We start from the raw sequence: 25,481 nt of genomic DNA on the forward strand, positions 1-25,481 counted from the left end.
AACACATCTGTAACCTTGGGAGTCCCCAAAGTGATGGTCCCAGTCTTGTCCAGAATCATTGCCGATATTTTCGAAGCGGTTTGCAACGCCTCACCATTGCGGATCAACACTCCGACCTCGGCAGCTTTTCCAACGCCCACCATAACTGACATAGGCGTTGCGAGTCCCAAGGCACAAGGGCAAGCGATAATGAGTACGGTGGTAGCAGATACGATGGCATAGGCTACCGTCGGATTTGGGCCAAAGTTAAGCCAAATCAATGCACTGCTAACTGCAACAATCATCACCACGGGCACAAAATAAGCTGCAATTACATCCGCCAAACGACCAATAGACGGTTTGGAATTTTGTGCACGTTTGACCATATTGATAATCTGCGCCAATGCCGTGTCCTTTCCAATACGGGTGGTCCTAAACAAAATGGCTCCATTTTTATTAATGGTACCTGCCGCCACCATGTCGCCGACGGCTTTTTCTACTGGCATAGGTTCACCTGTTAACATGGATTCATCAATGGCTGTGTAGCCTTCAATAACTTCACCATCAACAGGGACTTTTTCTCCGGGGCGAACACGCACAACATCATCCATTAACACCTGTTCGATGGCGATATCTACTTCTTTTTCATTGCGAATTACTCTGGCAGTCTTGGCTTGCAAACCAATGAGACGTTTAATTGCTTCAGAGGTTCGTCCGCGAGCTCGTAACTCCAATGCCAGCCCTAAGTCAATCAAACCAATAATCATGGCGGTAGCTTCAAAATAAACATGGCGCGCCATCTCTGGGACAACATCAGGGATGAATACAACGACCATGGAGTAGATCCATGCGGTTCCCGTACCTAAAGCAATCAGGGTGTCCATATTGGCTGAATGATTTTTAAAAGACTGCCAAGCGCCCATATAAAAGTGTTTACCAGAAAACACCATTACGCCAAGGGTCAGTAATCCAACAACTAGCCACACAAATCTCTCTTCAGCCGAGCTTACCGTCATATCACCGACGAAGAGGCCATAAATCATCAAAGGCCCCCCTATAGATAACGCTATCGTCATCTCACGCATTAGCCGTTTGTAGTAAGCTCTGTCTGCTCGCTCCTTTTCTACCAGCACGTCATCTTCGCGCTCAGCCAATGCGAGCTTAGCGTGGTAGCCCGCTTTATCCACCGCTTTCACTAACACATCAGCCTGAGCCGCTCCCGTGACACTTACCGTCCTTTGCGCGAAATTCATCACGGCGTTTTGCACGCCTGGAACATTCTTGAGTGCAGATTCAATTTTTCCTACACAACTGGCGCAGCTTGCCCCCTCAATAATGAGTTCCACAACATCAGTCTGCTCGTGATGAAACGCCTTGTGTGCATGATGCTCATGACACCTTGTAGATTTACCACCGTCACGAGAAGCAACGTTGGTAGCCCCCGAATTTTTAGAACTCATAATGCTGCGCCTCCAACTGGTCAACATGAACTAATGACTTATTCAGCAAAGCTTCTTCAATAGAGGCTTACCTATCAGTTATAAGTTTAGGTGCTTTTTAAATTGGGCTACATATATGCCATGCCAAACACCTTATTACTTATTCATATCGAAACGCTTCCTTATCAAAACCTTATTATCCGTCATTCCGCACCTAATTTAATAATTAAAATAGTGTGATCCAGTGATCATTTCTCAGTGAAAAAGACGATACCATCTTGACCGCGAACGACAGTTTTGATCTATTACTGTTATTTGACGGTCTCAAAATATGTCGACTCAACCTATTATTAAGCTTGGATCACCTTGGCCTCATTGCCGCTTTTTGTCATGAAATCGGCCTGCCACAGATGATAGATGCGGTCATTCCTAAGTATTCCGACCACCATGTTTCTCATGGTGACGCTGTATTGGCCATGATCCTTAATGGACTCGGCTTTCACAGCAGAACGCTTCACATGTTCTCTGACTTTTTTAAGACCAAGCCCGTGTCTAAATTGCTCGCCAAAGATATTGATGCACATCACCTGACCGATGACGTGCTAGGTCGCACCTTGGATGCCCTGTACGAAGCCGATGTCTCCGCGCTCTATCAAGTTATTGCACAGCGCGTTGTTGATAAACTCGGCCTGACTACGGACGCTGTTCATCTGGATATCACGAGCTTTCACGTTGATGGCAAGTATGCGCAAGATGAAGAGACCAATGTGATCCAGCTTGTGAAAGGTTATAGCCGAGACCACCGTCCAGAGCTCAATCAAGTGGTGCTTGAGCTCATTTGTGAAAACCAAGCTGGCCTTCCGGTTTATATGCAAGCGCTCAGTGGTAACACCAATGATGCCAAAGCATTCGCCGAAGTCACTCGCCATCATATTCATTGTCTAAAAGCGGCACAAAATAGCCGTTACTTTATCGCTGATGCCGCGTTGTACACAGAAGAGAGCATCGCCTCGCTAGATAAACAACAGCAAAAGTTCATTACCCGAGTGCCGATGACCATCAAACTGGCAAAGCAAGCTTTGCTTGCCTTAGAGCCAGAGCAATTAAGCTCGATGGGCAACGGCTACTCAGGGTGCTGGATAGATTCGGACTACGGCAAGGTGACTCAACGCTGGTTGCTCGTTCACAGTGAGCAAGCGACAAAGCGAGAAGAAATCACCTTCTACAAAAACTTAGAGAAAAACGTCGCTAACGAACTCAAAGCGTTAGATAAAATAAGCAAGCTCCCCTTCGCTTGCGATGCCGACGCAACATTGGCATTCAACACCTTCAAGAAGCAATGCCAGCTACTGGGATTTGAACAAACCATTATCATCAAAACGCCGACTTACTCGAGTCCTGGTCGCCCAAAGAAAAACGAAAAACCGACTGGATATCAATATTTCATCGAGGCGCGACCATTTACCTACCTAGAAAAAGTAAAGTTGGCAAAACTTAAAGTCGGCATGTTCATCCTTGCAACGAATGACATCGCCAGCGAAGCGCTAACAATGGAAGCCCTTCTCAAGCACTACAAATCGCAACAAAAAGTCGAGCGCGGGTTTCGTTTTCTAAAAAGTCCGGAGTTCCTAACTTCTTCAATATTCTTGAAAAAACCACAGCGTATTGAAGCATTGCTGATGATAATGACGCTGAGCTTGCTTGTTTACGCCAGCTTAGAGCACAAAATCAGAGAACAACTCACCCAAACCGAAGCGTTTTTCCCGAGCATGGTAAGCAACAAACCGACGACAAAGCCGACGGCACGCTGGGTGTTCTTGAAGTTTGAAGGTATAGATATCTTGGAAATCAATGGCCAACGATTCATCACAGGGCTTCAAGAACATCAAACTCGGCTTTTAAAACGGTTAGGTAGCCTCTACGAGGCAGTTTATTCCTGAATTAGGTGCGGAATGTCGGATTATCTATCGTCAAAGTAAGACCTTAACATCTGGCTCATTGCCATTTCGGCCATGTTTTCATCTCTCTGGGCTATGGCCTCAATAAGCTCTAATCCTTTGGTATTGAACTGCATTGATATAGTGTAAGAATGACGCTCTTCTTTTACATTAGCTGTAGCGACTTGCACCAATGATTGAAATAAGCCTGTCAAAAAGCGATTGTTTGTTAAGCCCGCTATTTGCTCTGTTAATACTTGACAAGATATATGCTTCATTGAAGCAATTATCCTTAGATTTTCAACATCTTTACTTGTGCAATTGTGCGCAGCTATACGAGCAATCATTTGCCCAATGAGTAGCAGCGCATACTGTAACTCGAAAAAAGAAAATTTCCCGGCGCTAAACAGCTCATTACACGCAGACTCAACCCGTTCAAATGTAACCGGTCTAACAAAGGCTCCCCCCGTTGCGCCACGTTTAATATCAACTAAGCGACTCCTCTAGTCCTTTTATTGCTTCCCTTATCGTTGTTCTGCTCACATTGAAGCAACGAATTAATTCACTTTCCGATGGAAGCTTTTGCCCTGCAATATAGCGGCCATCAAAAATGGCTGTACTTAACTGACCATAAATATTGTTGGATGCTTTTATCTGTTCAACTGACTTGAATTTCGTTAACATCCGCTTTCCCTCAATGGTGTTTATTTCTGTTTTTATAACAATGATAAAATTCAAAAATTATGAAATTCAACCAACTCAAATATGAGTTGGTTGAATAATTAAAGATTAAAACTTATAAATAAACTTAGCCCTTAAATCGGTAGCATCATTATCATTGTTCTCATAGTCCAACACTGAAAAGTCAACTGAAACAAGGCAGTTTTTAAAATCACCGGAAAAACCATAAACCAAGTTTAATGTCCATTCATCAAGGTCTTTACCTACTTCTGGGTTATTAAACGAAGTGAATCTTAATTTCCCATCCAATTGATTGTATTTATATCCAACACCGAGCTGATATGAGTCAGTTCCAGCCTCGAAGGCGTTAACACCAGCTGTTTTTGTGGTTGTGGTAAATTGATAATACGCACCTTGTCCAATGCCTCTAAAGACACGATGCTCTCCTTCTGAACCACTCACTGTTGTATATGCAGCAAAAAATTCAAAGTTGTTATGATTTGCGCCAAATTTAATACCAAATAAGTTATTATTGGCGAAGTCAGGGTTATCCCAAGAATTAGTATAGAACTGTGCCGCAATATAGCTTTTTAACGGGATGGGTAACGTGTATTTCACATCAGCGTATAATGCTTTCACCTCACCAATGACATCAGCATATGAGGCCTGAATTTTAATTTTTTTTGATGGCGATGTATTAACCTGCGCAAACCACATGCCGCTGTCACCAATATCATAAAACTCCCCCGGACGACCTGTTCCGTTTTGTTCAAACTCAACAAAGTCATTATCTGCGTAATATGATTTGTCTGTTCGCGTTTGATATTTAGTTACATATCCTGCTGAAATCTCAGTGTTTAATAGACTCTTATTGCGGATCTGATACATTTCAAACGACTCCTTGATGAGCCTCGAATCAGAATCGGCGACAAAAGGAGATGAAAAATGTTGTCTTCCCCCTTTGAAGATTGTATCCCCCAAGGTGTACTTCAAGTATGATTCAGACAAAATGGCGCCATCAGCGTCCATATTGCCCGCTGTTTTTCCATCTCGGTCATTCCGGCTGTTTATATAGGATCCTTGGAACTCACCTCCGAGTTCAAACCCATTAAGTTCAGCAGTATTAAAAGCAATGTTGCCACCATTCGCCCAGATTTGGCTGTCGTGGCTGCCCTCCTTATCAAATGTTTGAGCAAAGTAATATGATTTCATCGCACCATGAACACTTCCTTCTGAGAACCACTTATCAAAGCTGGAAGCTGTTTCATTTGCAAAAGCTGAAGTGCTGCAAATTAAACCTAGCGCTAATACGGATAGTTTTTTATTACTCATCATTTACCCTTCTACGATTTTAGTCACTTTACAATGGCCTAGCTTGGTCCCACACCAAATGCATCTAGCCAGTGCAGTCATATTCACCTCATATCTACTGTCGCTACTAAATAGTTAACGTGTTAGATACGAAGTGACTCCATGAAAGAGAAAATGAGGCAACAACGTTACGACAATAGGTGAACGTAATATGGCTGTTGCCAGGAAGCCAATAGCCATGTCACCTATTGTTAATTCACCCAATAACAGCCGATGCAGAGTCCTTTGCTAAGATTGCAATAACCACTGGAGTTGAGGAGCACTTCAACAACGCAGGTGTTAGCGCAAAATTGGCTAATATCTATTTCAAACGACGAAACGTGATATCAATGTAACGCTGAGCCTCGATAACTCTTTCAAAATTAATCTTTGGCTGACAGAACGTTAGCGATAACACTTGTCATCGGCTGTAGTATTAGCTCTTTATTCGCGCCGACATCTGGCGTAACTGTTAGATATGGTTGCTTTAAATATGAGTTGGCGGCATTCACATCATCTAACTGCGGAGGAGCTAGTGTGATTTGGTTTGAATCAATCACTAGTTGTAGAAAAAGAGGTTGTGATTTTACCCACGTGGATGGGTCATCAGCATTTACACCCTCAAATAAATCTCTATACCGCACAACCAATACATGTGAACCTGGCGATAACTCTAGTGAACTATCAATGTTGTTATTGGAATGTCCGTCCACATTAAGCAGCTCTAGTTCGTCAGAGAATGAGACTTGAGCGGCCTGTGATGGCGGCGCAATGAAAAATAACATCGACAGAGATGACGCAGCAATGGCTGCAAGAGTAGTTTTTGAGAACATAACTGTTTCTCCAGAATTTAAATAACACAACATCTTGGTTCAAAGCATTTTGCTTATCAGACTATTGTTTTAAATAAAATTACTGGATGTTTGGCGGAGGGGTTTGAACACCTACAGTTATGGAACGATTGCTCCAAGTAGAACCAAAAATCTCTTGTGTTACAGATGGCTCGATTGGAAGTAAATTAATTGGTGCGATCACCGATACCAAATTATTACAGTGACTAGAACACTGTCCTGATTGACCGCAGTGACTCTTATTCATATCGCATTTACAGCCCATATCCCCTTGGCAACACTTCATCGAAGAATGGGCTTTGTGCATTTGTGCAGTTTCAGTAGTTTGCTGTGACATTGGCATAGCAAAAGCCAGCCTAGGAGCAATTGCCTGGCCGGTTAGCATCATTATCAATGTCATTATTAACAGCAAATTACGCATATTTAACGCTATCTATACTGTTGCTAGAGTTAGCTAAAAAAATGACACATTTCAGATAAATCTTTCAACAAGTAAATGAGCTAATTAGATATTGATTGATCAATATCAATGTTTTGTTTTTAGATTAATAACCAATAGATATTTAATATGTTGTTAATCGTATAACCCATTACAAAAATTTGGTCAAAGGAACACGAGGTTCGCCGCGTCCAGCGAGGCCCGAAACTCACATTGGGGCAAAAATGTGCTAACTCTTAATCCGCACATTCACCAAAAGAGCCAAAAAATATCAAACTATTATATAAACACACAAAGGATTCATAGAGTTATGTCCAAAGATTTACACATTTGGAAAATATCACACGCTATATTAATTGTGAATGTCTTCCGGCATTGCTTTGTTGAGGATATACAAGAAAATCGCCGCCGAAGTGCAGGTGATAACTACGGTTCCAATGCCATAAATAAATAACGAAATTAACGTGCTACCAAGAAACACGTTCTGAATAACCATCGCCGGAAATGTATTGGTATTATCCATTTTAGTAGTGACCAGTAATGTGGCCAGCGCCAGAAAAGCAGGGGTGTTAAACTCAACAAGCCCTGTATCACTTAGCCTATACAACCCAGCAGCCATCAAAGCTATAGCGGCGCCAGACCGAAGTAGAGGTATTGCGTGATCATGTCGATAAGGGAACATCATCCACAACGCCCAAAAGAAGCCTAAGCCGGATAAGTTGCGTACAACATCATGTAAGGTAAGAGAGGATAATTGAATCATAGCGAGATTACCTTTCAGCTATTTTTGCACTATTGAGCATCCATCCAATGAGCGCTATCGATGATAAAAATGTCTGCAGTGTTGTTTGTTAAAACCACACATTCAATCAATTGATAATCTGAGTTAAACACCTTCTTAAGTGCAATTAAATTGTCCTCTGAAGTGTAGCGATAGTTAATCATCATCGGAGCTATTTGTTGGCCATCTTCATTGAAGCAATTCTCAATCTGCACTCGGTTAAAACGTATCTCGCAGGCATTGTGATCCACTGTCACAGGTTGTTCACTGGTGCTGAATTGGATTGGCTCTTTGATAGCATCAATCGCAGTGACCAACCATTCAGCGAGCGCCATCATCCTGTCGTATTTGACACTGGAGCTGTTGATAACCGATAACATTTGATTAATGCAGGCTTCCATGTCCTGCCCTTGGCGCCCAAGCAGGATGACACGCTTAACATGACTCTTAATTTCACGGCAAGCCTTGTCATCGACAAATGGCTTTAACCTTTTAATCAAAATCTCATTGCGGCGCTGAACAGGAACAAATCGGCCTGATTCTGCGCAGGTGAGATAGAGGTGCATCTGAGCAGAGCGAAACACTGTCTTAAGCTGCTCTTCGTAACTGTTCATCTTTTTAAACCTTTCAAATTAAATTGCTTTAGGCACTGTATTACTTCGTGAAAATTACGCAAAAATTGAGGGGGTCACTCTCCGTTTGCGGTCTTTAATTCCTTGCTTCATAGCTGGAGCCATTAAAGGATCCCAGTGGCGTAACTGCTTGCTTATCGGCACGAGTACCGCGCTTAACTGAAGCATCAAACGTAGTGAGCGGCTTGATCTCCAACGGCTCATTTTGCAATACGATAAGCGGCATCGTAGCGGTAACCGTTTTCACCTTCCCGTTAATCATGAGATTGGCCACTGGCTGCGGTTGAATATCCCGACGCGCCCGAATCATAGCTTCTGGGGTGCTCAAGATGTTCTGCTTTAACAGCAATAGCTGACTTGGGCATTCATCGCCAAGGCGCTTAATATCCGCGTTCAGTCGCTCAAGCAATTTGTCCTTATCGACCTTCGACACCACATCTTTGCATAACCAGCTGAACCGCGCCGAGGTCATGGGTTCGTCAAAGCATCGGATTTGGCGATAGATATGTAACGCCATGACACCAGGGCAAACCTCGCGTAGTTTCTCAAATCTGTCAGCACGGGTGCTGTACTTGGTGGTGATTTCCTTCTCGATGGCCGTTTTAGCCAAGTTAATCCGGGCAATGACATCCATAACTTTGTTAGTGACTAACGGCGATGTGGAGTACCAAAGCACCCCAGGCGTCCTACGAGCTGAGCGCTGCGAGTAATCAGGATGAATGTGTAAATCACCGTAAGCGAGTTTGGCATTCGTTACTGCAGCCAGACCCAGTGTTTCGCGTACCGAAATCACCGTCACCGGCTCGCGCACTTTCTCAGCCGATTTCATGACGGGCGGTACAGGTGTCACGCTGGCACGGACAGGGGTATTCGAATCAAGCAGGTGATTGAGCTCCTGCAATGAGGATTGGATCACTTCATAGCTATCCGATATGATACACAAAGCCATCACCTTAAAGTATTTCTGTTGCTGTCTTACTGTAACCACTTTTAGTCCATCATGCAATGTTGTTGACTAACAAAGATAGGTGTACACCCCCACCCTCTGAGTACCTTGATAGATAGTTACTCGTGCATATCGAGTGGTGATGGCCATATTCAAGAAAATGAAAGAGATATTTTAGATAAGCCTAGGGGCGCCGTGATCTTGGAAATATTTGCCAAATCAAGCATAGGCTATTGAAAAAGATATAAATAAACCTATTCCATGACTGAAGATTTGATTCGGTTATTGAAGTGGATCGGGTGTGGTATTCTGGGTGATATCTAATCGAAAGTGTGTCTGGCACAGGTCGCAGACAAAGTGTTGTTGGCCAGCTGTTGGGGGGTGGAGTTTTCCATTGCATCCTTGCTTGATGCAATTTCGGAGGTGGCGATTATCTTTCGTTAATTCGGCAGCCATCTCATTCACTTCTCTTCTCATTCTATTATGAGCAGGTTGAATTAATCGAAAAACGTCACTTACTGTGCATCCCATTTCTTTGGCGACTTCCGATGAAGAATTATACTTTTGAAACAGCGCCCAAGCCCTTTCTTGCTCTTTTAGTTCATCCATCTTGCGCTATCTCCAAAGAATGTTGATACCTCACAATAATCCTCTTTAATCTTCAGCGCAATTAGACCGCTGTAAATGATATTGTTTACTGAATTGAGAAGGATTGGACACCATACTTATTTGAGCTATATTTAAATAGGATTCTACTAGGTCAATTAAGTATGCCTTCCAATGCCTTTCTAACCATAGGTAAAGCCGCAGACGGAGAGTTAATCGGTATCGATGCGGTTAAACGCGGTAAATCTGACTTAACCTGCCCCTTCTGTCAGGTGCCGCTTATCGCCGCAAAAGGGAATTTTAAGGTGCATCACTTTCGCCACGACGGTGAGACTTGCCATGAGTCACTGCAACAGCTGCCACAAATACCAGGCTGGGATCACTTTCACCTCTGCGTGCCGGATTTCCTTGTTAATGTCTTACAGAATTACGCCGAAGCCCATCCTGGGGAAGTATTTTGGTATGAACCTAAGCATGTTCGTGATCTGTTAAAGCACAATCTTATTGAGACCGACAGTTACACGGGTAAATATCGACTGACCGATGCCGCGTTAATCATCACCGGCCAACTATCGCTGAGTAAATTCAGCAACTGGTTTCGCCGCCAACTCACAGCCCGGATACATAGAAAATCGCAGTTAGTGGCTAACAACGAACTACATCGAGCACACTTTGAGATTGAGGCTTGGCGCCAACAACAGCTGATGGTAGCCACCACCTACTTATTTGAGTTAACCCTAGACAATGGTGAAGTGATTTATAAGGTGGGCCGGACTCGTCGTGAGGTAGACGTGAGACTAGCTGAAGTTGAATCCGAGATGAAAGCCCACTTTAACCAGGGCATCTGCGCCAAAGTATTGCGGTTAATCCCTAACGGCGGTTATCTGGAGCAGTATGTATTGTATCGATACCGGCTATCAAAGAGAGAGATAGGAAAACATCAAGAATATCTGAGCCTCGATGCGTCAGCATTGAAACAGCTTAAGGCGGCATTCACCCGCGCAGCCAATGACTTAGCCCCCTTCGATAAGGACGAGCGCTTTATTGCATCTGGGCGTTGGCGTTACGAACCCAAGCGATTAGACGCGGTACGCAAAGGGATTAAGCAGACTGTAGAAAGTGGTAGCAGTTTCGGGCGCCCCAAGGGAACAACCAAGGTCGGCAGCGAGGAATGGCGCAAGCAGTATCAATATGTGATTGATCTGTTAGAGGCAGGCAATCTCTCTCAAGAGAAAATCGCCAGAATGACATTTAATAGCACCTCGACGGTGAAGCGAGTTAAACAAGTTATATCCAAGGAAACGCCAGAATAAGCGCGTCAGAGTTTAACGGAATTATCAGGTGTACTCCGTGCTCTTGCTTATTCCTTCCCCCTAGTTTGCATGATGGTCTAAATTGAATTATTTTGGCATCGGTTATATTGGGAATTATCATTTGGTGTTAATGTCTTCCCCAGAATTACATTTGGAAATCTTTTGCTCGGGACGAAACAATGTTACGTGAGATGTTCAACTTCAATAGTGCTAGTGACACAGTGAAAACCTATGTATTGCGCTTACGCCGTGCCAAGCAAATGGAAACACTGGAGGTGATGGTTGAGCGCTTGGAGGCAGATGCCAAAAACGCCGATGAGCGCGCCGACATCGCCCATGCATACAGCATTAGAGAGATGGAGATCTCTAACAGTATTGACTAAGCTTAAGTAACCACTTATGGCAAATGAAGGCTGGTTAGCCGTAATTAGTTTAGGGGTAACCTTAACGTTATTATCGCTATTGCGCGACAGGTTATTTTCCACCATTGGGCGTGGTTTGTTGTTTCGTCTTTATGCGGCCCCGGGTGTATTTGTCCATGAACTCAGTCATGCTCTTACTGCAATTCTGTTTCGGTTTACCATTACCAAAATATCCTTTTTCTCACCACAGCCTGACGGCACACTTGGCTTTGTGCAGTACCAGCACCGACCATCATTAATTAGCCCTGTGTTACGTTTATTCGTCGGAATAGCCCCGCTTTTCGGCGGATGTGCTGTTGTGTGCATACTTAATTGGTTATTCCAGGCGCCAGCCACCATTGACTGGTCTGCACTTTATAATTTCGCCGTTGATGAACCGTTGCGGTTTGGAATCTGGATGTATTTCACTTCTTCAGTCGTGGCTAATGCCGTTCCAAGCAAGTTTGATTTGAATAACAGCTATATTGCTCTGTACTGTCTGTGTTTTGTGATTGGAGCCCTGCCGCTCAGTTACACCCCTCTTTTGAATTTGCTCAGCTCTATCATGGCACTGTGCTTATTGGACCAGCGGGGGCATTTGAACGAAAACCTACGGTTTTGAATCCTGTGGCACCCTCGTAACCGTAGGTTTTCGTTTGATAGCCGTTAATCCCTGTATTTGAGGTTCGGCTGCATTCGGCCGGTAAAAGCGTTGAATTTAGCCACAAAACCTATAACACATTGATAATATGTAGGAATATCAATATTCTTTTTCCACCTGACGTTGGTCGAATCGATGCTTCTCCTTGGCCTGCAGGGTCTTGTGGAAGAACCGACAAATTTGCCAAGTTTGCTCGTTTAGGGGCTGGCAACGATTTCTGCATTTGCAGCCAGACGATCAAAACACATCCATTAAATCGTTATAGCGAACTTTGAAGCTGTTTAAACTGCCCTTGGATCACTGCTTTTTCCTGAAGAATCACCTTATTCTCATCGGTCAGAAATGCCACTTTATCCTGGGCGGTTTTCAGTTCGGCTTTGGTGGTCTCCAGTGCGTGGGATAACACGGCCACTTGCTTATCGACATCTGCTTTCTGAGTGGTGAGCGCGGCCATGTTTTCCGACAATTGCTCATTTTTATGCTGGTATTCCCGGCACCTTGTCACGGCTTCTTCATACTCGTGTTCCAGGTTCTGGATATCTTCCATCTTTGCGTTCAAGTCGCTATTTAGCGCCGCATTGGCCCGTTTTAATTCATCGGCATTTCGTTGTAACTGCGCGTTGATGTCGAATAGCTCGCCGCTTCAAGCCGGGTTGGACGCCGCCGCATTGTCCAAACCAACCAAACCGATACGCCAGAGGCTAATGCAATAAAGAAATAGCGTTGCCAGCCACCAGCATCAGCTAGCAAGCTGAATGCAGCCCCAGGATTCATCATGTGTACGATATTAAGAATTGAGTTAATCTCCACGCGCTCACCGTACTCTATCGTACGCTCAACGGCATACTTACTCGCCTGGTCCATCAGTAATATCAAACCGGAAAGACACAGCCAACCACAAAAGGTGTTTGTCGGGTTAGAGTTCGCCATGAAGTTAATTTTCTTTTCCTCCAATCGGTAGCGCTTGCTCGACAGGGGTGACGTATACCCAACCGGATATGTTGGGTCCGATTTTCCCGGTTTTGCGAATGATGGTCGTCACCTCATCCACCTGATTGTCATCACAGACCAGTGATAATTGGACTTCTGAGATAACCACGCCAGCTTCGGCAGAATAGGCCAATTCCCGCTCCCCGAGGGGCTTCAAAGTACCCTTGATGTCGAGTAGCGATAGGTTTTTGTAACCCGCGTCACGCAGTGCGTCGATGACATCAGCGGATCGAACGTGGTGGATAAAGGCGGTAATTTGTTTCATGTAAATACTCCAAAAAAATTCGCTATTACTGTTAGATGGATCGCGGCAAGAGGATGCTTGCCGCGATCCTGAGGGTGTCACTGAGCGATCGGAACGCCGTTGTCATCAATCTCTTTTGGCTTTCGCCAAGCCAGTCGATAAAGGCCGGGAAGTACCAATAGAGTGAGTAACGTGGATGAGATAATGCCGCCGATGACTACCGTGGCCAGTGGTCTTTGGACTTCTGCTCCAGTGCTGGTGTTGAGTGCCATCGGCAAGAAGCCTAATGCAGCCACCAGAGCGACCATCAAAATCGGCCGCAATCTCAACATGGCGCCGCCCTGAATCGCCTGCTCGACGGATTCACCCCGATTGAGCTCATCTCGAAAGGCCGACACCATCATGACCCCCGTCAGTACAGAAACCCCGCATAAGGTAATAAACCCAACGCCGGCTGTGATCGAGAGGGGAATATCTCTTAACCACAAGGCGATAACGCCACCGGTCAGCGCCAGCGGTACGCCACTGAAGACCAATGCCGCATCTTTTGCCGAACCAAAGGTCATCATCAACAGTGCAAAAATCATCACCAAAGTGACGGGGACAAGCAGGCTTAACCGCTGCGAGGCCGATTGCAGTTGCTCAAAGGTGCCTCCATACTCCAGCCAATAGCCGGGCGGCAATTTCACCTGTTGCGCAACTTTGCCCTGAACTTCAGCCACAAAACCACCCAAATCACGACCGCGAACGTTCGCGCTGACAACCAGTCGCCGCTTGCCGTTTTCGCGAGAGATCTGATTAGGTCCAGGGGCCAGCGTGAGACTGGCCACTTCCCGCAGCGGTACGTAGCCGCCCTCTGGCAGCGGTATCGGCAAACGTTCCAACGCGCGCAAGTCGCCCCTTATGCCCTCGGCCACTCGCACCACTATCGAGAAACGTTGATCGCCTTCAAAGATCAGGCCAGCCTCCTCACCGCCCGTGGCGGCGGCGACTACGTCCTGCACATCGGCGACATTCAAGCCATAACGATACATAGCTGAACGATCAGCATTAATGGACAGAATAGGCAAACCGGATACCTGTTCGACCTTGACACCTTCGGCGCCCTCGATGCCAGTCAATACCGCCGCGATTTCGCTGCCCGATTTAAGCAGCTGGTCCAAATCATCGCCGAACACCTTGATCCCGAGGTCTGATCGCACACCAGAAATCAATTCATTGAAGCGCAGTTGGATCGGCTGGCTGATCTCATAGGCATTTCCCGGCAACAACGTCAGTTTCTCACCAATTTCTTCCAACAGCTGCGCTTTGGTTTTATCAGGATCGGGCCATTCACTGCGATCCCTGAGCATGACATAGCCATCGGAAATGTTGGGCCCCATGGGGTCACTGGCAACTTCGGCCGTGCCGACGCGCGCGAAGTAGGTTTTGACTTCAGGGATTTCCAGAACCGCTTTTTCCAGTTGAAACTGCATATCCAGGGATTGAGTGAGACTGGTGCCGGGTATTCGCAGTGCCTGGACGGCAATATCGCCCTCATCCAGATTAGGGATAAATTCCGTCCCCATCCGCGTGGCCAGTGCGCCGACCAAAACCACAAAGATCAGGGCCGCAGACAATACGAGAACGCGAAACTTTAGCGCCCACGCCAAAACCGGGGCGTAAAACCGTTTGGAGTGGCGAACAATAAAATTGTCCTTCTCCTCGATATGCCCCGTCATAAACAGCGCCACGGCGGCAGGGACGAAGGTGAGTGACAGCACCAACGCAGACAGCAAGGCCATGATCACCGCCATAGCCATGGGCGTAAACATTTTGCCTTCCACGCCCGTCAAAGCCAGGATGGGTAAGTTCACCAGAATCACCACTAACACGCTGATCAAACTCGGCGCAAAAACCTCGCGGGTGGCCGCAAACACCGTTTGAAAACGCTCATCCAGTTTTAAGGTGCGCCCAAGATGATGCTGTCGCCCAGCCAAGCGCATGATACAGTTTTCGACAATGATCACCGCACCATCCACAATCAAGCCAAAATCGAGTGCGCCCAAACTCATCAGATTGGCGCTGACCTTGGTTTGCACCATGCCCGTCATCAACATCAACATCGACAATGGAATCACCATTGCGGTGAGTAAGGCCGCCCGGACGTTGCCGAGCATGATCAGGAGCACGACGACAACCAATACCGCACCTTCGGCCAGGTTGGCCTGCACCGTGGCAATGGTTTTATCGACCAGTACCGTACGGTTATAAACCGGTTCGGCAATCACGCCCTCGGGCAGCGTCTTATTGATCTCCAACAACTTGGCCGACACATCCTGGGAAACCGTCCGACTATTACCTCCCAGCAGCATGACGGCGGTACCCAATACAGTCTCCTCACCATCGCGAGTAGCGGCACCTGTGCGCAACTCTTTGCCGAATCCGACCTCGGCCACATCAGCCACGGTAATGGGTAACCCGGCTCGACGAGCGACGATGATTTTTTCGATCGCCGGGATGTCAGCTACCTGTCCGGGGGCACGAATCAGGTATTGTTCGCCATTTTTTTCGATATATCCGGCACCGATGTTGGCGTTGTTTTTCTCCAATGCCGCCACCAGATCGTCGAAGCTGAGCTGGTAGGCCAGCAGTTTTGACGGTTCCGGGGTGACGTGGAACTGCTTTTCAAAGCCGCCAATGGTATTGACTTCGGTAACACCTGGAACCAGGCGCAATTGCGGACGTATCACCCAATCCTGCAAGGTGCGTAAGGCCGTCGCATCATACGGCTCACCATTTTCCATCAAGGCGCCCGGTTTCGCATGCACCGCATAGTGAAAGATTTCACCGAGGCCTGTGGCAACGGGTCCCATCGCCGGATCGATTCCCGAAGGCATCTCGCTTTTCGCCTGCTGCAAGCGCTCGTTGATAAGATTGCGGGCAAAGTAAATGTCCGTGCCTTTTTCAAACACCACGGTCACCTGAGACAGGGCATAGCGTGATATCGAACGGGTACTCTCAACATAGGGCAACCCCGTGATCGCCAGTTCTACCAGGTAGGTAATGCGTTGCTCCACTTCCAGCGGTGAGTAGCCTGGGGCTTCTGTATTGATTTGCACCTGGACATTGGTGATATCGGGTACCGCGTCAATGGGTAGCTGCTGATAGTTCCAGACACCCAGGGCGCCCGTTACCAGCACCAGAAACATCACCAGCCAGCGGCGTGCGATGGAAAATTGAATGAGTTTATCGATCATCACACACTCCTTCGTTGAGCGGCGATAGAATGCTGCTCCGGCCGATGGAATCCAGAATGTCTTTCAGGGAGCTATTAATCATCATCGCCAACCTCCCCTTTACCCAATTCCGCTTTCAAAATAAAACTGTTTTTGCTGACATACACTTCATCTGCGGACAGACCTGCCACCACTTCGGTTAGCTCACCGTCGGTTCGCCCCAAAGTCACTGTACGTGCTTCAAAACCTTCCTCACCCCGAACAAAAACGACAGGGTTATCCTCGACGATTTGCAAGGCTTCGTTGCGGATCACCATTGGAGCGGCTATTTCGGCGCGGGTGATTTGCGCGTTGACAAAGAGACCGGGTTTCCAAATGCCATTCGGGTTGTCGATCAAAGCGCGCGCCATAATGGCCTGATTACCAGTTTGGCCAAGCGGCGCAATATAGATGATTTTTCCCTCTGCGATATGGGTCGAATCGAGACTGAGAATGCGAACCCGCTGGCCTAATTCAACCTGAGCAACATCCTTGGGAAAAACCGACAGCTCCACCCAAACCGTTGAGAAATCCTGTACTACCAACAACGGGATATCCGTAGTGTGCTCGCCAGCGTTTGCATTCCGCTGGGTAACGGCACCATTGAGTGCGGATACTATCGAATAGGTTTTCAGACTTTCATTCGCTTCCACAGTCACCAGGGGTTCGCCTTTGCGAACCGGATCACCAACACTTTTTTTAACTTCCCGAATAACGCCGTCGAAGCGTGCCGTTACCGACTGTACACGCTCTGCGTTGGTGGCGACGACGCCATATACTGGCAAAACATCGCGGATGCTGCCCGAGGTAACGGTTGCCAGCGTAATGCCGGCATGTTTTATCTGCTCCTGGGTCAGCTCGACGTGGCCTTCTTCACCGTGCTCTTCCTCTTCTCCGTGACCCGTCTCGGCGAAAGTTTGTCCAGACAACAGGGTGATCGCAAAGCAACACGTAATTAGACGGATAAATGATTTTTTTAACTGGGTATTTGATTTCATTGTGGGGTTCCTGAAAATGTGTTGTCTTCGCCATACTGTGTCAAGGCCAAGGGCTCTGCTGTTAGCTGCTCAATTTCTGCACCATAGGTTAAGGCGGCTGCGGCCGCTTCGATCTGGGTGCGCCTGGCGCTCAATAATTCCTGCCGCGCGCTGACATAGTCGAGATACCCGTAGCGACCGCGTTGATAGGCCGCCTGAGTTTCTACCAGGGCCTGCTCAAGGGCGGGAATGATGGCGGTGCGCAGTGCCTCTACCGCGACAATGGCTTGTTTGCGGTTGTGAAAAGCCCGGAACAGTTGCGTGTGTAGATCCAGCAGCATTACATCGCGCTCTGCCAACACCTGATTTTTTTCGGCCAACGCGGTCGAAACGGCGCCGACATTTCGCTTGCCGGAAAACAACGGCATGCTGAAACCCGCTACCAACGCGGTGTCATCGGTTTCCTGCAAGCGACGAACCCCCACCGACCAACTGATATCGGCACTGGATTGGGTTTGAGCAAGGCGTATTTCTGCTTCTTTGAGGCGGGACTCTGCTGCGAATACTTCTATCGCAGGATTTTTTTCAACTTTGGCGTACAACAGGTCGAATGCCACGTCCTCGCCAAACTGGAATAGATCACCTTCCACTTTGTCAAAGTCCGGTGAGGTTACCCCCCACAGGGCAGACAACGACACTTTCAAATAAGCAAGCCGTTGCTGCTCCGAAAGCAAAGCGAGCTTCGCTTGCTCGGCAGCGGCCTGTGCCCGTTTGACTTCCGCCTCGGGTGTCGCTCCCGCCGTAGCCCGCTTTTTCACAATGCGTAAGCTCTCGCTCGCCAACTGGGCGGCCTCGCCAGCCAGGGTGACCTGCTCCTGTGCCGCTAGCACATCGACGTAACGGCGGGTGACTTCGCCCAATAAGGCCAAGGATTCCACCTGTCGGCTGGCATTGAGCACCGACCGACTGTGGGAGATTACGCCTTGCCGTGCCGCGCGCTTATCCCCCATTTCGATGACCGAAGACAGCGCAATGGTGAGTTCAGCACCACTTGCGCCGCTGAAGTCCCCAGTGCCCCCGACATTTTCAGCGTCAAATCCCAGCTCATACGCCGGTCTTAACCCGGCTGTTTCGGCCTGCCCTTGAAGGGCTGCGTAGCGGTAGGGAAAAACTTTCAAAGACGGGTTTTGTGACAAGGCGCGCTGCACCGCATTGGTCAGCGTGATCGTTGAGTCCCCAGGCTCGGCGCTAAGCCCCGACGAAGAAATGAAAAATAATAAACTGAACAGAATACATCGGCTTTTGATATTCCTCCGCCCCAAAGCGCCAGAACCCGGCGCAGTACGTATTGATAGCATATGGTAGATCCTACTTATTTAAGATAATTCAAACCGCGCGCTGCAACGATAACGGCAACACAGAAAAAACATAATCGGTAAAATCAGGCGATTGGAGGGCGGTACAGCGACGAGGATGGGGCCTCGGGAATGAGGGCTTGAGAGTCGTTATGCAACGAATGTTTATGCAAAAAGTTTGGGTGAGTCAGGTTACCGGATAAATAGACATGGCAATGGCAGCCATGGTGATGGCAATGAAACAGGCAGTCAGTGGACATATTCTGATCAGTGGGATCAGTAGCGGTCGAGCTATCCAGTACTCCCGATGATGAGCCATCGATGAAATCAGAGGAATAAGGGGCTGTATCCGAATAATTAATGGGATGCACGTCAGCCATAGCTGTCACTGATTGCAGTGCAATCAAGAGTAACAGCAGATAAGACAGTGCTTTTCGACTCATAAACCGAACATAACCCCAATGAAATGGAATAAACTGCGAAGCAGTCCACCCTTGATTACGGATTCAATCCCCGATTGTCCCAGCGCCTTTCGTTTACCTGTTATCCGCTTATCAAAGCGAGCCAGGTCGAGGATTTTTATTGGCGAGTTATCAAAAAAAGACCATTGCTTGTTGTTCATATTGTGCTCGGCTCAGGACTTGAGCTGCAAGATACGGCGCGCACCATTCAACACAATCAAACCGATGATAAGGCCAATCACCAAGTCTGGATAACGTGAGCCCGTCCAGGCCACCAATCCACCGGCAAGGATCACCCCTAGATTGGCAATCACGTCATTGGCGGAGAAAATCCAGCTGGCTTTCATATGGGCGCCGCTATCCCGGCTTTTGGCAATCAACAGCAGACAGGTCACATTGGCCGCCAAGGCAACAAGCCCGAAGCTCATCATCAAAGTGGAAACCGGTTCACTACCCAATACTAATCGCCTTACCACCTCGCCCAAAGCGCCCAAGGCGAGAATGATCTGAAGCCAACCGGAAAAATGGGCTGCACGCAACTTCATCCGCACACTGTGCCCTACGGCATACAGCGCCACGCCGTAGACGGCGGCATCAGCGAACATATCCAGGGAGTCCGCAATCAAACCAGTGGATTGCGCCCACCAGCCGACAGTAATTTCAATGACAAACATGATGCCATTGATTGCCAGTAGCCACTTGAGAATGCCAGCTTCTCTTTCTGCCTCCTGTTTTGCAGACGCCTGCGCACGGGCGATGGACTCGCTGGCGACGGGCATTGTACTGACAAGTCTCGCGCCCAGACCGACTGATTGCATTCTTTTTTTAATAAGGTCAGCGTTATCACCATGGTAGACACTCACCTTGCGCTTGGGGGTATCGAATTCCAATGTGACTTTAGGATGCACACTGTCCAACGCCATACGGATCATGCCTTCCTCTGAAGGACAGTCCATCTTGGGGACATGATACTCACTAACAAAGCCGCCATGAGAAGCGTCGTGTACTTCGGCAATTTGGGGAGTGTTCTCCGTCGCGTTATTTTGGCAATTGCCACCGCATGTGGTCGTCATAAAAAACCCTTGTTCTATCCAAGGTGGGCAGTTTAAACTCTATAGTTACTATAGAGTCAAGCACAGAGATTGAATAAATGAAGATTGGCGAGCTGGCAAAAAAGACGGATTGCTCGGTGCAAACTATCCGTTACTATGAAAAAGAACAGTTGCTGTGCACGACACAGCGTAGTGACGGCAATTTTCGACTTTACGATGAAGCTGCTGTCGAACAGCTGCTATTTATCAAGCTCTGCCGTAACCTGGATCTCAGTTTGTCCGAGATCCGCCAGCTACTCACATTAAAACGCTCACCGGGTGCGCAATGTGATCAAGTCAATCGCATGATGGATACGCACATTCAACAAGTGGAAACGCGCATTCAGGAGCTGGTTCAGCTGCGCGAGCATTTGAAAGTACTTCGCCGCAGCTGCTCCAGTGAAAGGACGATCGAACAGTGCGGCATCTTGCAAACGTTAACCACTAATCAGCATCAGAAGCGGTAACACTTACGCGCTTGAAATCGGACGCCTGTGTTATCGGCGGTGATGTTGCGCGTTTTGATTTGGATAGTATTAAAAATACCAGGTAAACCAGAAGTACCGAAAGTTGCGCAAGCACGCCTTGCCAGGTGGATTTGACGCCAATCCAGTCAATCTCAAAACTCACAGGTAATGGCGTCATACCGATGATGGCCGCCTCCTGTAATGCCGACACAGCTTTGCCCATCAGGACAAATGCCAGCGCTAGCAGCAAGTAGGTGGTGGCTGAAAAGAATTTGGCGATCGGCAGCTTGACGGAAAAGCGAATCAACACCCACGCCAATATGGCTAACAGCAACAAACCGAGCGCAAAGCCACCACCAACAGAAGAATATTGGGTTGATACCGCCTGCGTTAACAGCGATTGATAAAATAATACGGTTTCAAACACCTCCCGGTAAACCGCCACAAATGCCAACGCCACCAGCCCCCACAAGGTGCCAGACTTAAGTTGGGTATCGACATGTTGCTGAATGTAGGCTTGCCATTGTGCAGCCTGGGTTTTGCTATGCATCCAGATCCCAACATAGAGCAGTACCAACGCGGCCAATAAAGCGGCAATTCCCTCCATGATTTCACGATTGGCACCACTGATCGTGATCAACGATTGAGCGGCGATCCAGGTGGCACCACCGGCAAGTAATGCCGCAATCCAGCCTATGTGGACATATTTAAGCGCATCCCGACGCCCGGTTCTTATCAAAACCGTCGTTAAGGCAATGATAACCAGCAATGCCTCCAGGCCTTCGCGCAACAATATGACCAGACTAGCAGTGAATAAAGTTCCTTCGGACAAGGTGGACTCTGATAACAAACGTTGTGCGTCATCCAACAAATGCCGCGTCTCCGCCATTAGCACACCCAATTCTCCGTTTACGTCGGGGCGGCTGGTCAATTGTCGTAGTGCCATCATGTTGGACTCGATGGATTGGCGCAGTGCTTTGTCATGCGCATCGAGGCTGTTTTCAATCAGTTCAAAACCGTCCAGATAAGCACTGACGGCGAGTTCACTTGCGGTTGAAAAATCTCCCTTCTGATGCGCTTTTTGGGCGGCTTGAAGTCGATTCCATGTGATTGCCAAGGGATCTTGGGATGCCTTGAATAATGCCGAGGGGTTAGCGCGTAAACTCTCCAAAGCTTGTAGGGTTATATCAGGGCGTGCTGCTGCCAGTTGCAGTGGGTTGTGATTAATCAGCTGCAGTTTGGTAATATTCAAATCATTGTGAGTAGGTTCGCTGGATTGAAAAGCGAGTCCACCGACATAGAATGCCATTGACCAACGCTCTTGCTCCGTTAGTTGTTGAAAAGATGGCATGGCGGTGTCGTCAATGCCATTGGTAATGGCGTCGTATAAACCCAAAATTGATCGATTTAATGCCCGCTCTTTATCGGTAAAGTCCGTGGGTGCGGGATCGAGTTGTGCTGCCAGCACTCCGTCACCTTGACCAGATACTCCATGGCAAGATCCGCAGTTAGTCTCAAATACCGGCCGGATTTTTTCTTGAGGTAATATCCGTTCCGGCAGGGATAAATGTGGCATCAATCCCAACAATGTGCCGCGTAGGCTGGCACTCATTTGACGGATCTCATCAACACCTTTCTTATCATGGATGGCCCTCTGCAATGCCATTGCTTGCACTGCGAGTGACTCTGCATCAGCAGTGGCGGCCAGCGAGCTCTTGCTAACAATCAGTTGTGAAAACTCCACCATCTCCTGATATTCATTGTCATTAATTACCTGACCGTTTTTCACCGCTTCGGCATAATCAACGCCTATGTATTCAGCGAGCTGTGCCAGTTGCCGGAGTTGAGTAACGTTGTCTGGGATCTCAGCTTCATTCGCCCCGGCAGATAGAGAAAGTGGCAGCATCAGAAATATGATGGCATGAAGGGTGGCTCGTTTCAGGCGTTGCAATCTGCAATCAAACATCTCGGTGTTCTCTTATTCATGAATCGCTAATGATTATTGATCGCAATTGTAAACTCTATAGCCGCTATAGAGTCAAGAGAAGTAAAAATTACAGTCGGTTGGAAACCGTTTTGATAGAGAGGCCTTACCAAGGCTCGCTCCTTAATCTTACAGAGATCATTGAAGGTGGATTGATACTGGAAAATCATCGACTTAACCGGGTGAGTGACATGCAGATTTGCGAGGTCCACTTAACCGCCGCAACAGGTTCCTGTGTCTTTATTGCCCTGTGACAACTGTATCGGCGGGCATGGTACCGAGCCATAGGAACAGTAGACACAGCAGTCACCGAGCTTCGGCTTCAATAAAACATGGCACTGCTCACACTCGTAGAACCACTGACACGCGTCGGTGGGCATGGATTCTGTTTTTTTATGGCCGCATTCGGGACAAGTCAGCACTGACTGCAAAATCACCTCTGGCATCATGGTGTTTCCGTTTTCACGATGGTCGATGGATAACCGGCATGGGTGGTCGCTTCGACCAATCTGTCAGCGTTGGTCAGGGAATCCTCAAAGGTTACTACGGCTTGCTTATGCTCATAACTGACCTCGGCTTTTGTTACGCCTTGGACCTTGGTGAGTGCCTTTTTGACCGTGATCGGGCACATGGCACAGTTCATGGTTGGCAGATCCAGCGTGATGGTTTGTGGCTTGGCCCAGGCCGAGAAGCTGGCGATGGTGAATACGAGACCGAGAATGATTTTCTGCATGGTTAGCTCCAGAGTGTTCATGCGAACAGAGGAATCCAGTAGGTGCTGGTGACGAGCACCAGCGCCACGATTGCAGCGATCCAGAAAACCATTTGCCGCCGTTTCCGAGTTTGCGGCACAGCGCAGACGGTTCCCGGTTCACAGGTATCGACCGGTCGATAAACCTGCCAGCCAGCCCAACCGAGCAACAACATAACAAGCATGATGAATACGGGACGGTAGGGCTCCAATACAGTCAGGTTACCAATCCAGGCCCCGCTGATACCCAGTGACAGGAGCACAAAAGGCCCAACACAACACAGGCTGGCGACGGTGGCAGCGGTAATGCCACCGATGATAGGTAGCCTTGTGTTGGTGAATGACTCTTTTCCTGCCATCGCCGACTCCACTTTATTGACCTAGTGAAATCAGTGTAAGTCCCGTACCAAGGTACGGAGTCAAGTCCAATGCCTTTTATTGACGAGGAGCAGGTTGGAGGGATTCAACAATAGGACATGCCGCATTGTCAGGATTGGTCCGGCACTGTGTGACGAGCTCTTCCAACACCTGTTGCAGGCGGTGTAGATCGTTAATTTTTTCACGCACGCTGGCCAGCTTTGCTTCGGCCAGCTCCTGGACTTCCGAGCAATGCGACTCGCCCAATGACAGCAGGTTGTTGATCTCCTCCAGCGTAAAACCCAGTTCCTGGGCACGTTTGATGAATAAAATCCGAGCCAAGGTTGCGTTTGGTTAGGTACGGTATCCCTCTGCGGGTTTGGGTGGTTGACGGATCAAACCACGGCGTTCGTAGTAGCGGATGGTTTCGACGTTGACACCTGCTGTCTTGGCCAGCTGGCCAATGGTGTGGTTTTCGTTCATGACCAGAGCGCTCCCAGCGGGACAGCAAAGAGATTGTCACCAAAAGCCGTCGTATGATCGCCATCGTAGAGCAGGACACCGATTTTAAAGCGCTTGCCGGCCACACTTTGAAAGCGTTTCAAGCCGGTAAAATCTTTCGTGCTCAAGGTTGCCGCCGCTTTGACTTCAATGGCAAAACAATCGCCCATGGCGTTTTCAATGATCACATCGACCTCCACCTTGTCCTTGTCACGGTAGTGGTAGAAGTTCAAGGGCTCCTCGATCCACACCGCCTGTTTGCGCAATTCGTTGTAGACGAAGGATTCCAGCACCAACCCAAAATCACCTGGCTGTTTCAGCAGGCGCTCCCGATTGAGGCCCCGCACGGGGCGTTGTTGCCTAAATGAATGAACCTTCCGTCTCAGATGCGATCAGATCCTGTGAATACCACGCAGGAACCGCTATCAGATGGGCAAATCTAAATCTCGCATTACCAATTGGCCGGAATATAACAAGGCGTTGACCAACCGAGGCTCACTGACTTTTTGGATAGACGAGCACGCGCTCAACCTCTGGTGTCACACTGAACACCATGGTGGTCGAGGTCGGGGATTTCAATACAGTGACACGGCGATAGAAACCGCCTTAATGCTCAAAGGTTTGTTTAATCTCCCCTTGCGAGCACTAGAAGGTTTTCTCAACTCAGTGTTTAGTTTGATGAGTCTGCAATTAACTTCACCTGGTTACAGCTGCATCAGCAAGCGGGCAAAGACAGTCAAAGTTAACTACCGCCCCCCTTGCCGAGGCGCGATTGCTCACTTAGTTGTCGATGCCACAGGACTGAAAGTATATGGCGAAGGTGAATGGAAAATGCGTAAACATGGTAAGGAAAAACGCCGAACTTGGCGTAAGTTGCACCTTGCGATAGATGCGGCCACACATGAAGTCATCGCAGCCGAAGTCAGTTTAGAGAGTGTGGCAGATAGTGAGGTTCTCCCAACGTTATTAAACCCACTAAGGCGCAAGGTAAAACAAGTGTCAGCTGACGGTGCTTATGACACCAAAAAAT

At 47.9% G+C, this 25,481-nt stretch carries 27 protein-coding genes and 2 pseudogenes; 6 read left to right on the forward strand and 23 right to left on the reverse strand.

What is annotated here, in order from left to right; genetic code table 11:
* The coding region (locus tag KV201_RS21230) for a heavy metal translocating P-type ATPase (RefSeq protein ID WP_226060504.1) at window positions 1-1,439 on the reverse strand (1,439 nt) is incomplete at its 3' end.
* A 310-nt stretch (window positions 1,440-1,749) separates the two neighbouring features.
* On the opposite strand from KV201_RS21230, the pseudogene KV201_RS21235 reads away from it, so the two are divergent.
* Window positions 1,750-3,358, forward strand: a pseudogene (locus tag KV201_RS21235) (IS1634 family transposase).
* A gap of 20 nt (window positions 3,359-3,378) precedes the next feature.
* Here KV201_RS21235 and KV201_RS21240 read toward each other — a convergent pair.
* The 8 genes from KV201_RS21240 to KV201_RS21275 all read right to left on the reverse strand — a co-directional run bounded on the left by KV201_RS21240 (window position 3,379) and on the right by KV201_RS21275 (window position 9,644).
* Window positions 3,379-3,633: an FCD domain-containing protein gene (locus KV201_RS21240; protein WP_226060505.1), complete on the reverse strand. Its 255-nt coding sequence runs from the start codon at window positions 3,631-3,633 to the stop codon at window positions 3,379-3,381.
* Window positions 3,634-3,841: 208 nt separating this feature from the next.
* On the reverse strand, window positions 3,842-4,039 hold the full coding sequence (locus KV201_RS21245) for a FadR/GntR family transcriptional regulator (RefSeq protein ID WP_226060506.1): 198 nt from the start codon (window positions 4,037-4,039) through the stop codon (window positions 3,842-3,844).
* Window positions 4,040-4,144: 105 nt separating this feature from the next.
* Complete coding sequence (locus tag KV201_RS21250) at window positions 4,145-5,371, reverse strand: OprD family outer membrane porin (RefSeq protein WP_226060507.1); 1,227 nt, start codon at window positions 5,369-5,371, stop codon at window positions 4,145-4,147.
* 398 nt (window positions 5,372-5,769) lie between these two features.
* On the reverse strand, window positions 5,770-6,219 hold the full coding sequence (locus KV201_RS21255; protein ID WP_041413283.1) for a DUF2057 family protein: 450 nt from the start codon (window positions 6,217-6,219) through the stop codon (window positions 5,770-5,772).
* 809 nt (window positions 6,220-7,028) lie between these two features.
* Window positions 7,029-7,439, reverse strand: a complete 411-nt coding sequence (locus KV201_RS21260) for a hypothetical protein (protein WP_226060508.1) — start codon at window positions 7,437-7,439, stop codon at window positions 7,029-7,031.
* A 29-nt stretch (window positions 7,440-7,468) separates the two neighbouring features.
* Complete coding sequence (locus tag KV201_RS21265; RefSeq protein WP_226060509.1) at window positions 7,469-8,071, reverse strand: DUF2913 family protein; 603 nt, start codon at window positions 8,069-8,071, stop codon at window positions 7,469-7,471.
* 94 nt (window positions 8,072-8,165) lie between these two features.
* On the reverse strand, window positions 8,166-9,077 hold the full coding sequence (locus KV201_RS21270; protein ID WP_226060510.1) for a DNA replication terminus site-binding protein: 912 nt from the start codon (window positions 9,075-9,077) through the stop codon (window positions 8,166-8,168).
* A 240-nt stretch (window positions 9,078-9,317) separates the two neighbouring features.
* A complete protein-coding gene (locus tag KV201_RS21275) occupies window positions 9,318-9,644 on the reverse strand; it encodes a hypothetical protein (protein WP_037426021.1) in 327 nt (108 codons plus the stop codon).
* A gap of 161 nt (window positions 9,645-9,805) precedes the next feature.
* Between KV201_RS21275 and KV201_RS21280 the strand changes: the two genes are divergently transcribed.
* The 3 genes from KV201_RS21280 to KV201_RS21290 all read left to right on the forward strand — a co-directional run bounded on the left by KV201_RS21280 (window position 9,806) and on the right by KV201_RS21290 (window position 11,977).
* Window positions 9,806-10,954 (forward strand): GIY-YIG nuclease family protein, encoded by a 1,149-nt coding sequence (locus tag KV201_RS21280; protein ID WP_037426024.1) that lies wholly within the window; start codon window positions 9,806-9,808, stop codon window positions 10,952-10,954.
* Between the two features lie 179 nt (window positions 10,955-11,133).
* The gene (locus KV201_RS21285) at window positions 11,134-11,337 is read left to right on the forward strand and encodes a hypothetical protein (protein WP_037426029.1); all 204 of its coding nucleotides are present in this window, start codon (window positions 11,134-11,136) and stop codon (window positions 11,335-11,337) included.
* Between the two features lie 16 nt (window positions 11,338-11,353).
* A complete protein-coding gene (locus tag KV201_RS21290; RefSeq protein WP_037426031.1) occupies window positions 11,354-11,977 on the forward strand; it encodes a hypothetical protein in 624 nt (207 codons plus the stop codon).
* A 298-nt stretch (window positions 11,978-12,275) separates the two neighbouring features.
* Here the strand turns inward: KV201_RS21290 and KV201_RS21295 are convergent, their stop codons facing one another.
* The 8 genes from KV201_RS21295 to KV201_RS21330 form a co-directional block, all read right to left on the reverse strand.
* A complete protein-coding gene (locus KV201_RS21295; protein ID WP_011711488.1) occupies window positions 12,276-12,563 on the reverse strand; it encodes a hypothetical protein in 288 nt (95 codons plus the stop codon).
* Window positions 12,564-12,604: 41 nt separating this feature from the next.
* Window positions 12,605-12,880, reverse strand: a complete 276-nt coding sequence (locus KV201_RS21300; RefSeq protein ID WP_264175314.1) for a signal peptidase II — start codon at window positions 12,878-12,880, stop codon at window positions 12,605-12,607.
* Window positions 12,881-12,950: 70 nt separating this feature from the next.
* Window positions 12,951-13,271 (reverse strand): P-II family nitrogen regulator, encoded by a 321-nt coding sequence (locus KV201_RS21305; RefSeq protein WP_037431672.1) that lies wholly within the window; start codon window positions 13,269-13,271, stop codon window positions 12,951-12,953.
* 77 nt (window positions 13,272-13,348) lie between these two features.
* Entirely contained in the window at window positions 13,349-16,489 is a 3,141-nt protein-coding gene (locus KV201_RS21310; protein ID WP_011711491.1) for an efflux RND transporter permease subunit, read from the reverse strand.
* 74 nt (window positions 16,490-16,563) lie between these two features.
* Window positions 16,564-17,505 (reverse strand): efflux RND transporter periplasmic adaptor subunit, encoded by a 942-nt coding sequence (locus tag KV201_RS21315; RefSeq protein WP_011711492.1) that lies wholly within the window; start codon window positions 17,503-17,505, stop codon window positions 16,564-16,566.
* The gene (locus KV201_RS21320) at window positions 17,502-18,842 is read right to left on the reverse strand and encodes a TolC family protein (RefSeq protein WP_011711493.1); all 1,341 of its coding nucleotides are present in this window, start codon (window positions 18,840-18,842) and stop codon (window positions 17,502-17,504) included. The genes KV201_RS21315 and KV201_RS21320 overlap by 4 nt, the downstream gene beginning before the upstream one ends.
* A gap of 83 nt (window positions 18,843-18,925) precedes the next feature.
* Window positions 18,926-19,282, reverse strand: a complete 357-nt coding sequence (locus KV201_RS21325; protein ID WP_037431561.1) for a hypothetical protein — start codon at window positions 19,280-19,282, stop codon at window positions 18,926-18,928.
* Window positions 19,283-19,473: 191 nt separating this feature from the next.
* Window positions 19,474-20,373 carry a cation transporter gene (locus KV201_RS21330; RefSeq protein WP_011711494.1) on the reverse strand — a complete coding sequence of 300 codons (900 nt, stop codon included), beginning with the start codon at window positions 20,371-20,373 and terminating at the stop codon, window positions 19,474-19,476.
* A 77-nt stretch (window positions 20,374-20,450) separates the two neighbouring features.
* Between KV201_RS21330 and cadR the strand changes: the two genes are divergently transcribed.
* Window positions 20,451-20,858, forward strand: a complete 408-nt coding sequence (gene cadR, locus KV201_RS21335; RefSeq protein ID WP_025265560.1) for a Cd(II)/Pb(II)-responsive transcriptional regulator — start codon at window positions 20,451-20,453, stop codon at window positions 20,856-20,858.
* Here the strand turns inward: cadR and KV201_RS21340 are convergent.
* The 6 genes and pseudogenes from KV201_RS21340 to KV201_RS21365 all read right to left on the reverse strand — a co-directional run bounded on the left by KV201_RS21340 (window position 20,836) and on the right by KV201_RS21365 (window position 24,798).
* The gene (locus KV201_RS21340) at window positions 20,836-22,824 is read right to left on the reverse strand and encodes a cytochrome c/FTR1 family iron permease (protein ID WP_226060511.1); all 1,989 of its coding nucleotides are present in this window, start codon (window positions 22,822-22,824) and stop codon (window positions 20,836-20,838) included. The genes cadR and KV201_RS21340 overlap by 23 nt on opposite strands.
* Window positions 22,825-23,054: 230 nt before the next feature.
* The gene (locus KV201_RS21345; protein WP_015485720.1) at window positions 23,055-23,288 is read right to left on the reverse strand and encodes a GDCCVxC domain-containing (seleno)protein; all 234 of its coding nucleotides are present in this window, start codon (window positions 23,286-23,288) and stop codon (window positions 23,055-23,057) included.
* Entirely contained in the window at window positions 23,288-23,575 is a 288-nt protein-coding gene (merP, locus tag KV201_RS21350) for a mercury resistance system periplasmic binding protein MerP (RefSeq protein WP_050660120.1), read from the reverse strand. The genes KV201_RS21345 and merP overlap by 1 nt, the downstream gene beginning before the upstream one ends.
* A gap of 17 nt (window positions 23,576-23,592) precedes the next feature.
* Window positions 23,593-23,952: a mercuric transporter MerT family protein gene (locus KV201_RS21355; RefSeq protein WP_015485718.1), complete on the reverse strand. Its 360-nt coding sequence runs from the start codon at window positions 23,950-23,952 to the stop codon at window positions 23,593-23,595.
* 76 nt (window positions 23,953-24,028) lie between these two features.
* Window positions 24,029-24,433 (reverse strand): annotated as a pseudogene (gene merR / locus KV201_RS21360) (Hg(II)-responsive transcriptional regulator).
* Window positions 24,430-24,798, reverse strand: coding sequence for a DUF4143 domain-containing protein (locus tag KV201_RS21365; RefSeq protein ID WP_226060512.1), 369 nt, complete (start codon window positions 24,796-24,798; stop codon window positions 24,430-24,432). Before KV201_RS21365 ends, merR begins: the two are co-directional and overlap by 4 nt.
* Before the next feature lie 82 nt (window positions 24,799-24,880).
* On the opposite strand from KV201_RS21365, the gene KV201_RS21370 reads away from it, so the two are divergent.
* Window positions 24,881-25,481: IS5-like element ISSpu16 family transposase (locus KV201_RS21370; RefSeq protein ID WP_226060513.1), on the forward strand; the 601-nt coding region annotated here is incomplete at its 3' end.

Source organism: Shewanella sp. SR1 (assembly GCF_020447145.1).
GTDB classification, from domain to species: Bacteria; Pseudomonadota; Gammaproteobacteria; order Enterobacterales; family Shewanellaceae; genus Shewanella; species Shewanella baltica.

Excerpts from the sequence above, each read along its gene's own strand:
- KV201_RS21240 (WP_226060505.1), bottom strand. The coding sequence starts at position 3,633 with ATGAAGCATATATCTTGTCAAGTATTAACAGAGCAAATAGCGGGCTTA.
- KV201_RS21245 (WP_226060506.1), bottom strand. The coding sequence starts at position 4,039 with ATGTTAACGAAATTCAAGTCAGTTGAACAGATAAAAGCATCCAACAAT.
- KV201_RS21250 (WP_226060507.1), bottom strand. The coding sequence starts at position 5,371 with ATGATGAGTAATAAAAAACTATCCGTATTAGCGCTAGGTTTAATTTGC.
- KV201_RS21255 (WP_041413283.1), bottom strand. The coding sequence starts at position 6,219 with ATGTTCTCAAAAACTACTCTTGCAGCCATTGCTGCGTCATCTCTGTCG.
- KV201_RS21260 (WP_226060508.1), bottom strand. The coding sequence starts at position 7,439 with ATGATTCAATTATCCTCTCTTACCTTACATGATGTTGTACGCAACTTA.
- KV201_RS21265 (WP_226060509.1), bottom strand. The coding sequence starts at position 8,071 with ATGAACAGTTACGAAGAGCAGCTTAAGACAGTGTTTCGCTCTGCTCAG.
- KV201_RS21275 (WP_037426021.1), bottom strand. The coding sequence starts at position 9,644 with ATGGATGAACTAAAAGAGCAAGAAAGGGCTTGGGCGCTGTTTCAAAAG.
- KV201_RS21280 (WP_037426024.1), top strand. The coding sequence starts at position 9,806 with ATGCCTTCCAATGCCTTTCTAACCATAGGTAAAGCCGCAGACGGAGAG.
- KV201_RS21285 (WP_037426029.1), top strand. The coding sequence starts at position 11,134 with ATGTTACGTGAGATGTTCAACTTCAATAGTGCTAGTGACACAGTGAAA.
- KV201_RS21290 (WP_037426031.1), top strand. The coding sequence starts at position 11,354 with ATGGCAAATGAAGGCTGGTTAGCCGTAATTAGTTTAGGGGTAACCTTA.
- KV201_RS21295 (WP_011711488.1), bottom strand. The coding sequence starts at position 12,563 with ATGGAAGATATCCAGAACCTGGAACACGAGTATGAAGAAGCCGTGACA.
- KV201_RS21300 (WP_264175314.1), bottom strand. The coding sequence starts at position 12,880 with ATGGACCAGGCGAGTAAGTATGCCGTTGAGCGTACGATAGAGTACGGT.
- KV201_RS21305 (WP_037431672.1), bottom strand. The coding sequence starts at position 13,271 with ATGAAACAAATTACCGCCTTTATCCACCACGTTCGATCCGCTGATGTC.
- KV201_RS21310 (WP_011711491.1), bottom strand. The coding sequence starts at position 16,489 with ATGATCGATAAACTCATTCAATTTTCCATCGCACGCCGCTGGCTGGTG.
- KV201_RS21315 (WP_011711492.1), bottom strand. The coding sequence starts at position 17,505 with ATGAAATCAAATACCCAGTTAAAAAAATCATTTATCCGTCTAATTACG.
- KV201_RS21320 (WP_011711493.1), bottom strand. The coding sequence starts at position 18,842 with ATGCTATCAATACGTACTGCGCCGGGTTCTGGCGCTTTGGGGCGGAGG.
- KV201_RS21325 (WP_037431561.1), bottom strand. The coding sequence starts at position 19,282 with ATGAGTCGAAAAGCACTGTCTTATCTGCTGTTACTCTTGATTGCACTG.
- KV201_RS21330 (WP_011711494.1), bottom strand. The coding sequence starts at position 20,373 with ATGACGACCACATGCGGTGGCAATTGCCAAAATAACGCGACGGAGAAC.
- cadR (WP_025265560.1), top strand. The coding sequence starts at position 20,451 with ATGAAGATTGGCGAGCTGGCAAAAAAGACGGATTGCTCGGTGCAAACT.
- KV201_RS21340 (WP_226060511.1), bottom strand. The coding sequence starts at position 22,824 with ATGTTTGATTGCAGATTGCAACGCCTGAAACGAGCCACCCTTCATGCC.
- KV201_RS21345 (WP_015485720.1), bottom strand. The coding sequence starts at position 23,288 with ATGCCAGAGGTGATTTTGCAGTCAGTGCTGACTTGTCCCGAATGCGGC.
- merP (WP_050660120.1), bottom strand. The coding sequence starts at position 23,575 with ATGCAGAAAATCATTCTCGGTCTCGTATTCACCATCGCCAGCTTCTCG.
- KV201_RS21355 (WP_015485718.1), bottom strand. The coding sequence starts at position 23,952 with ATGGCAGGAAAAGAGTCATTCACCAACACAAGGCTACCTATCATCGGT.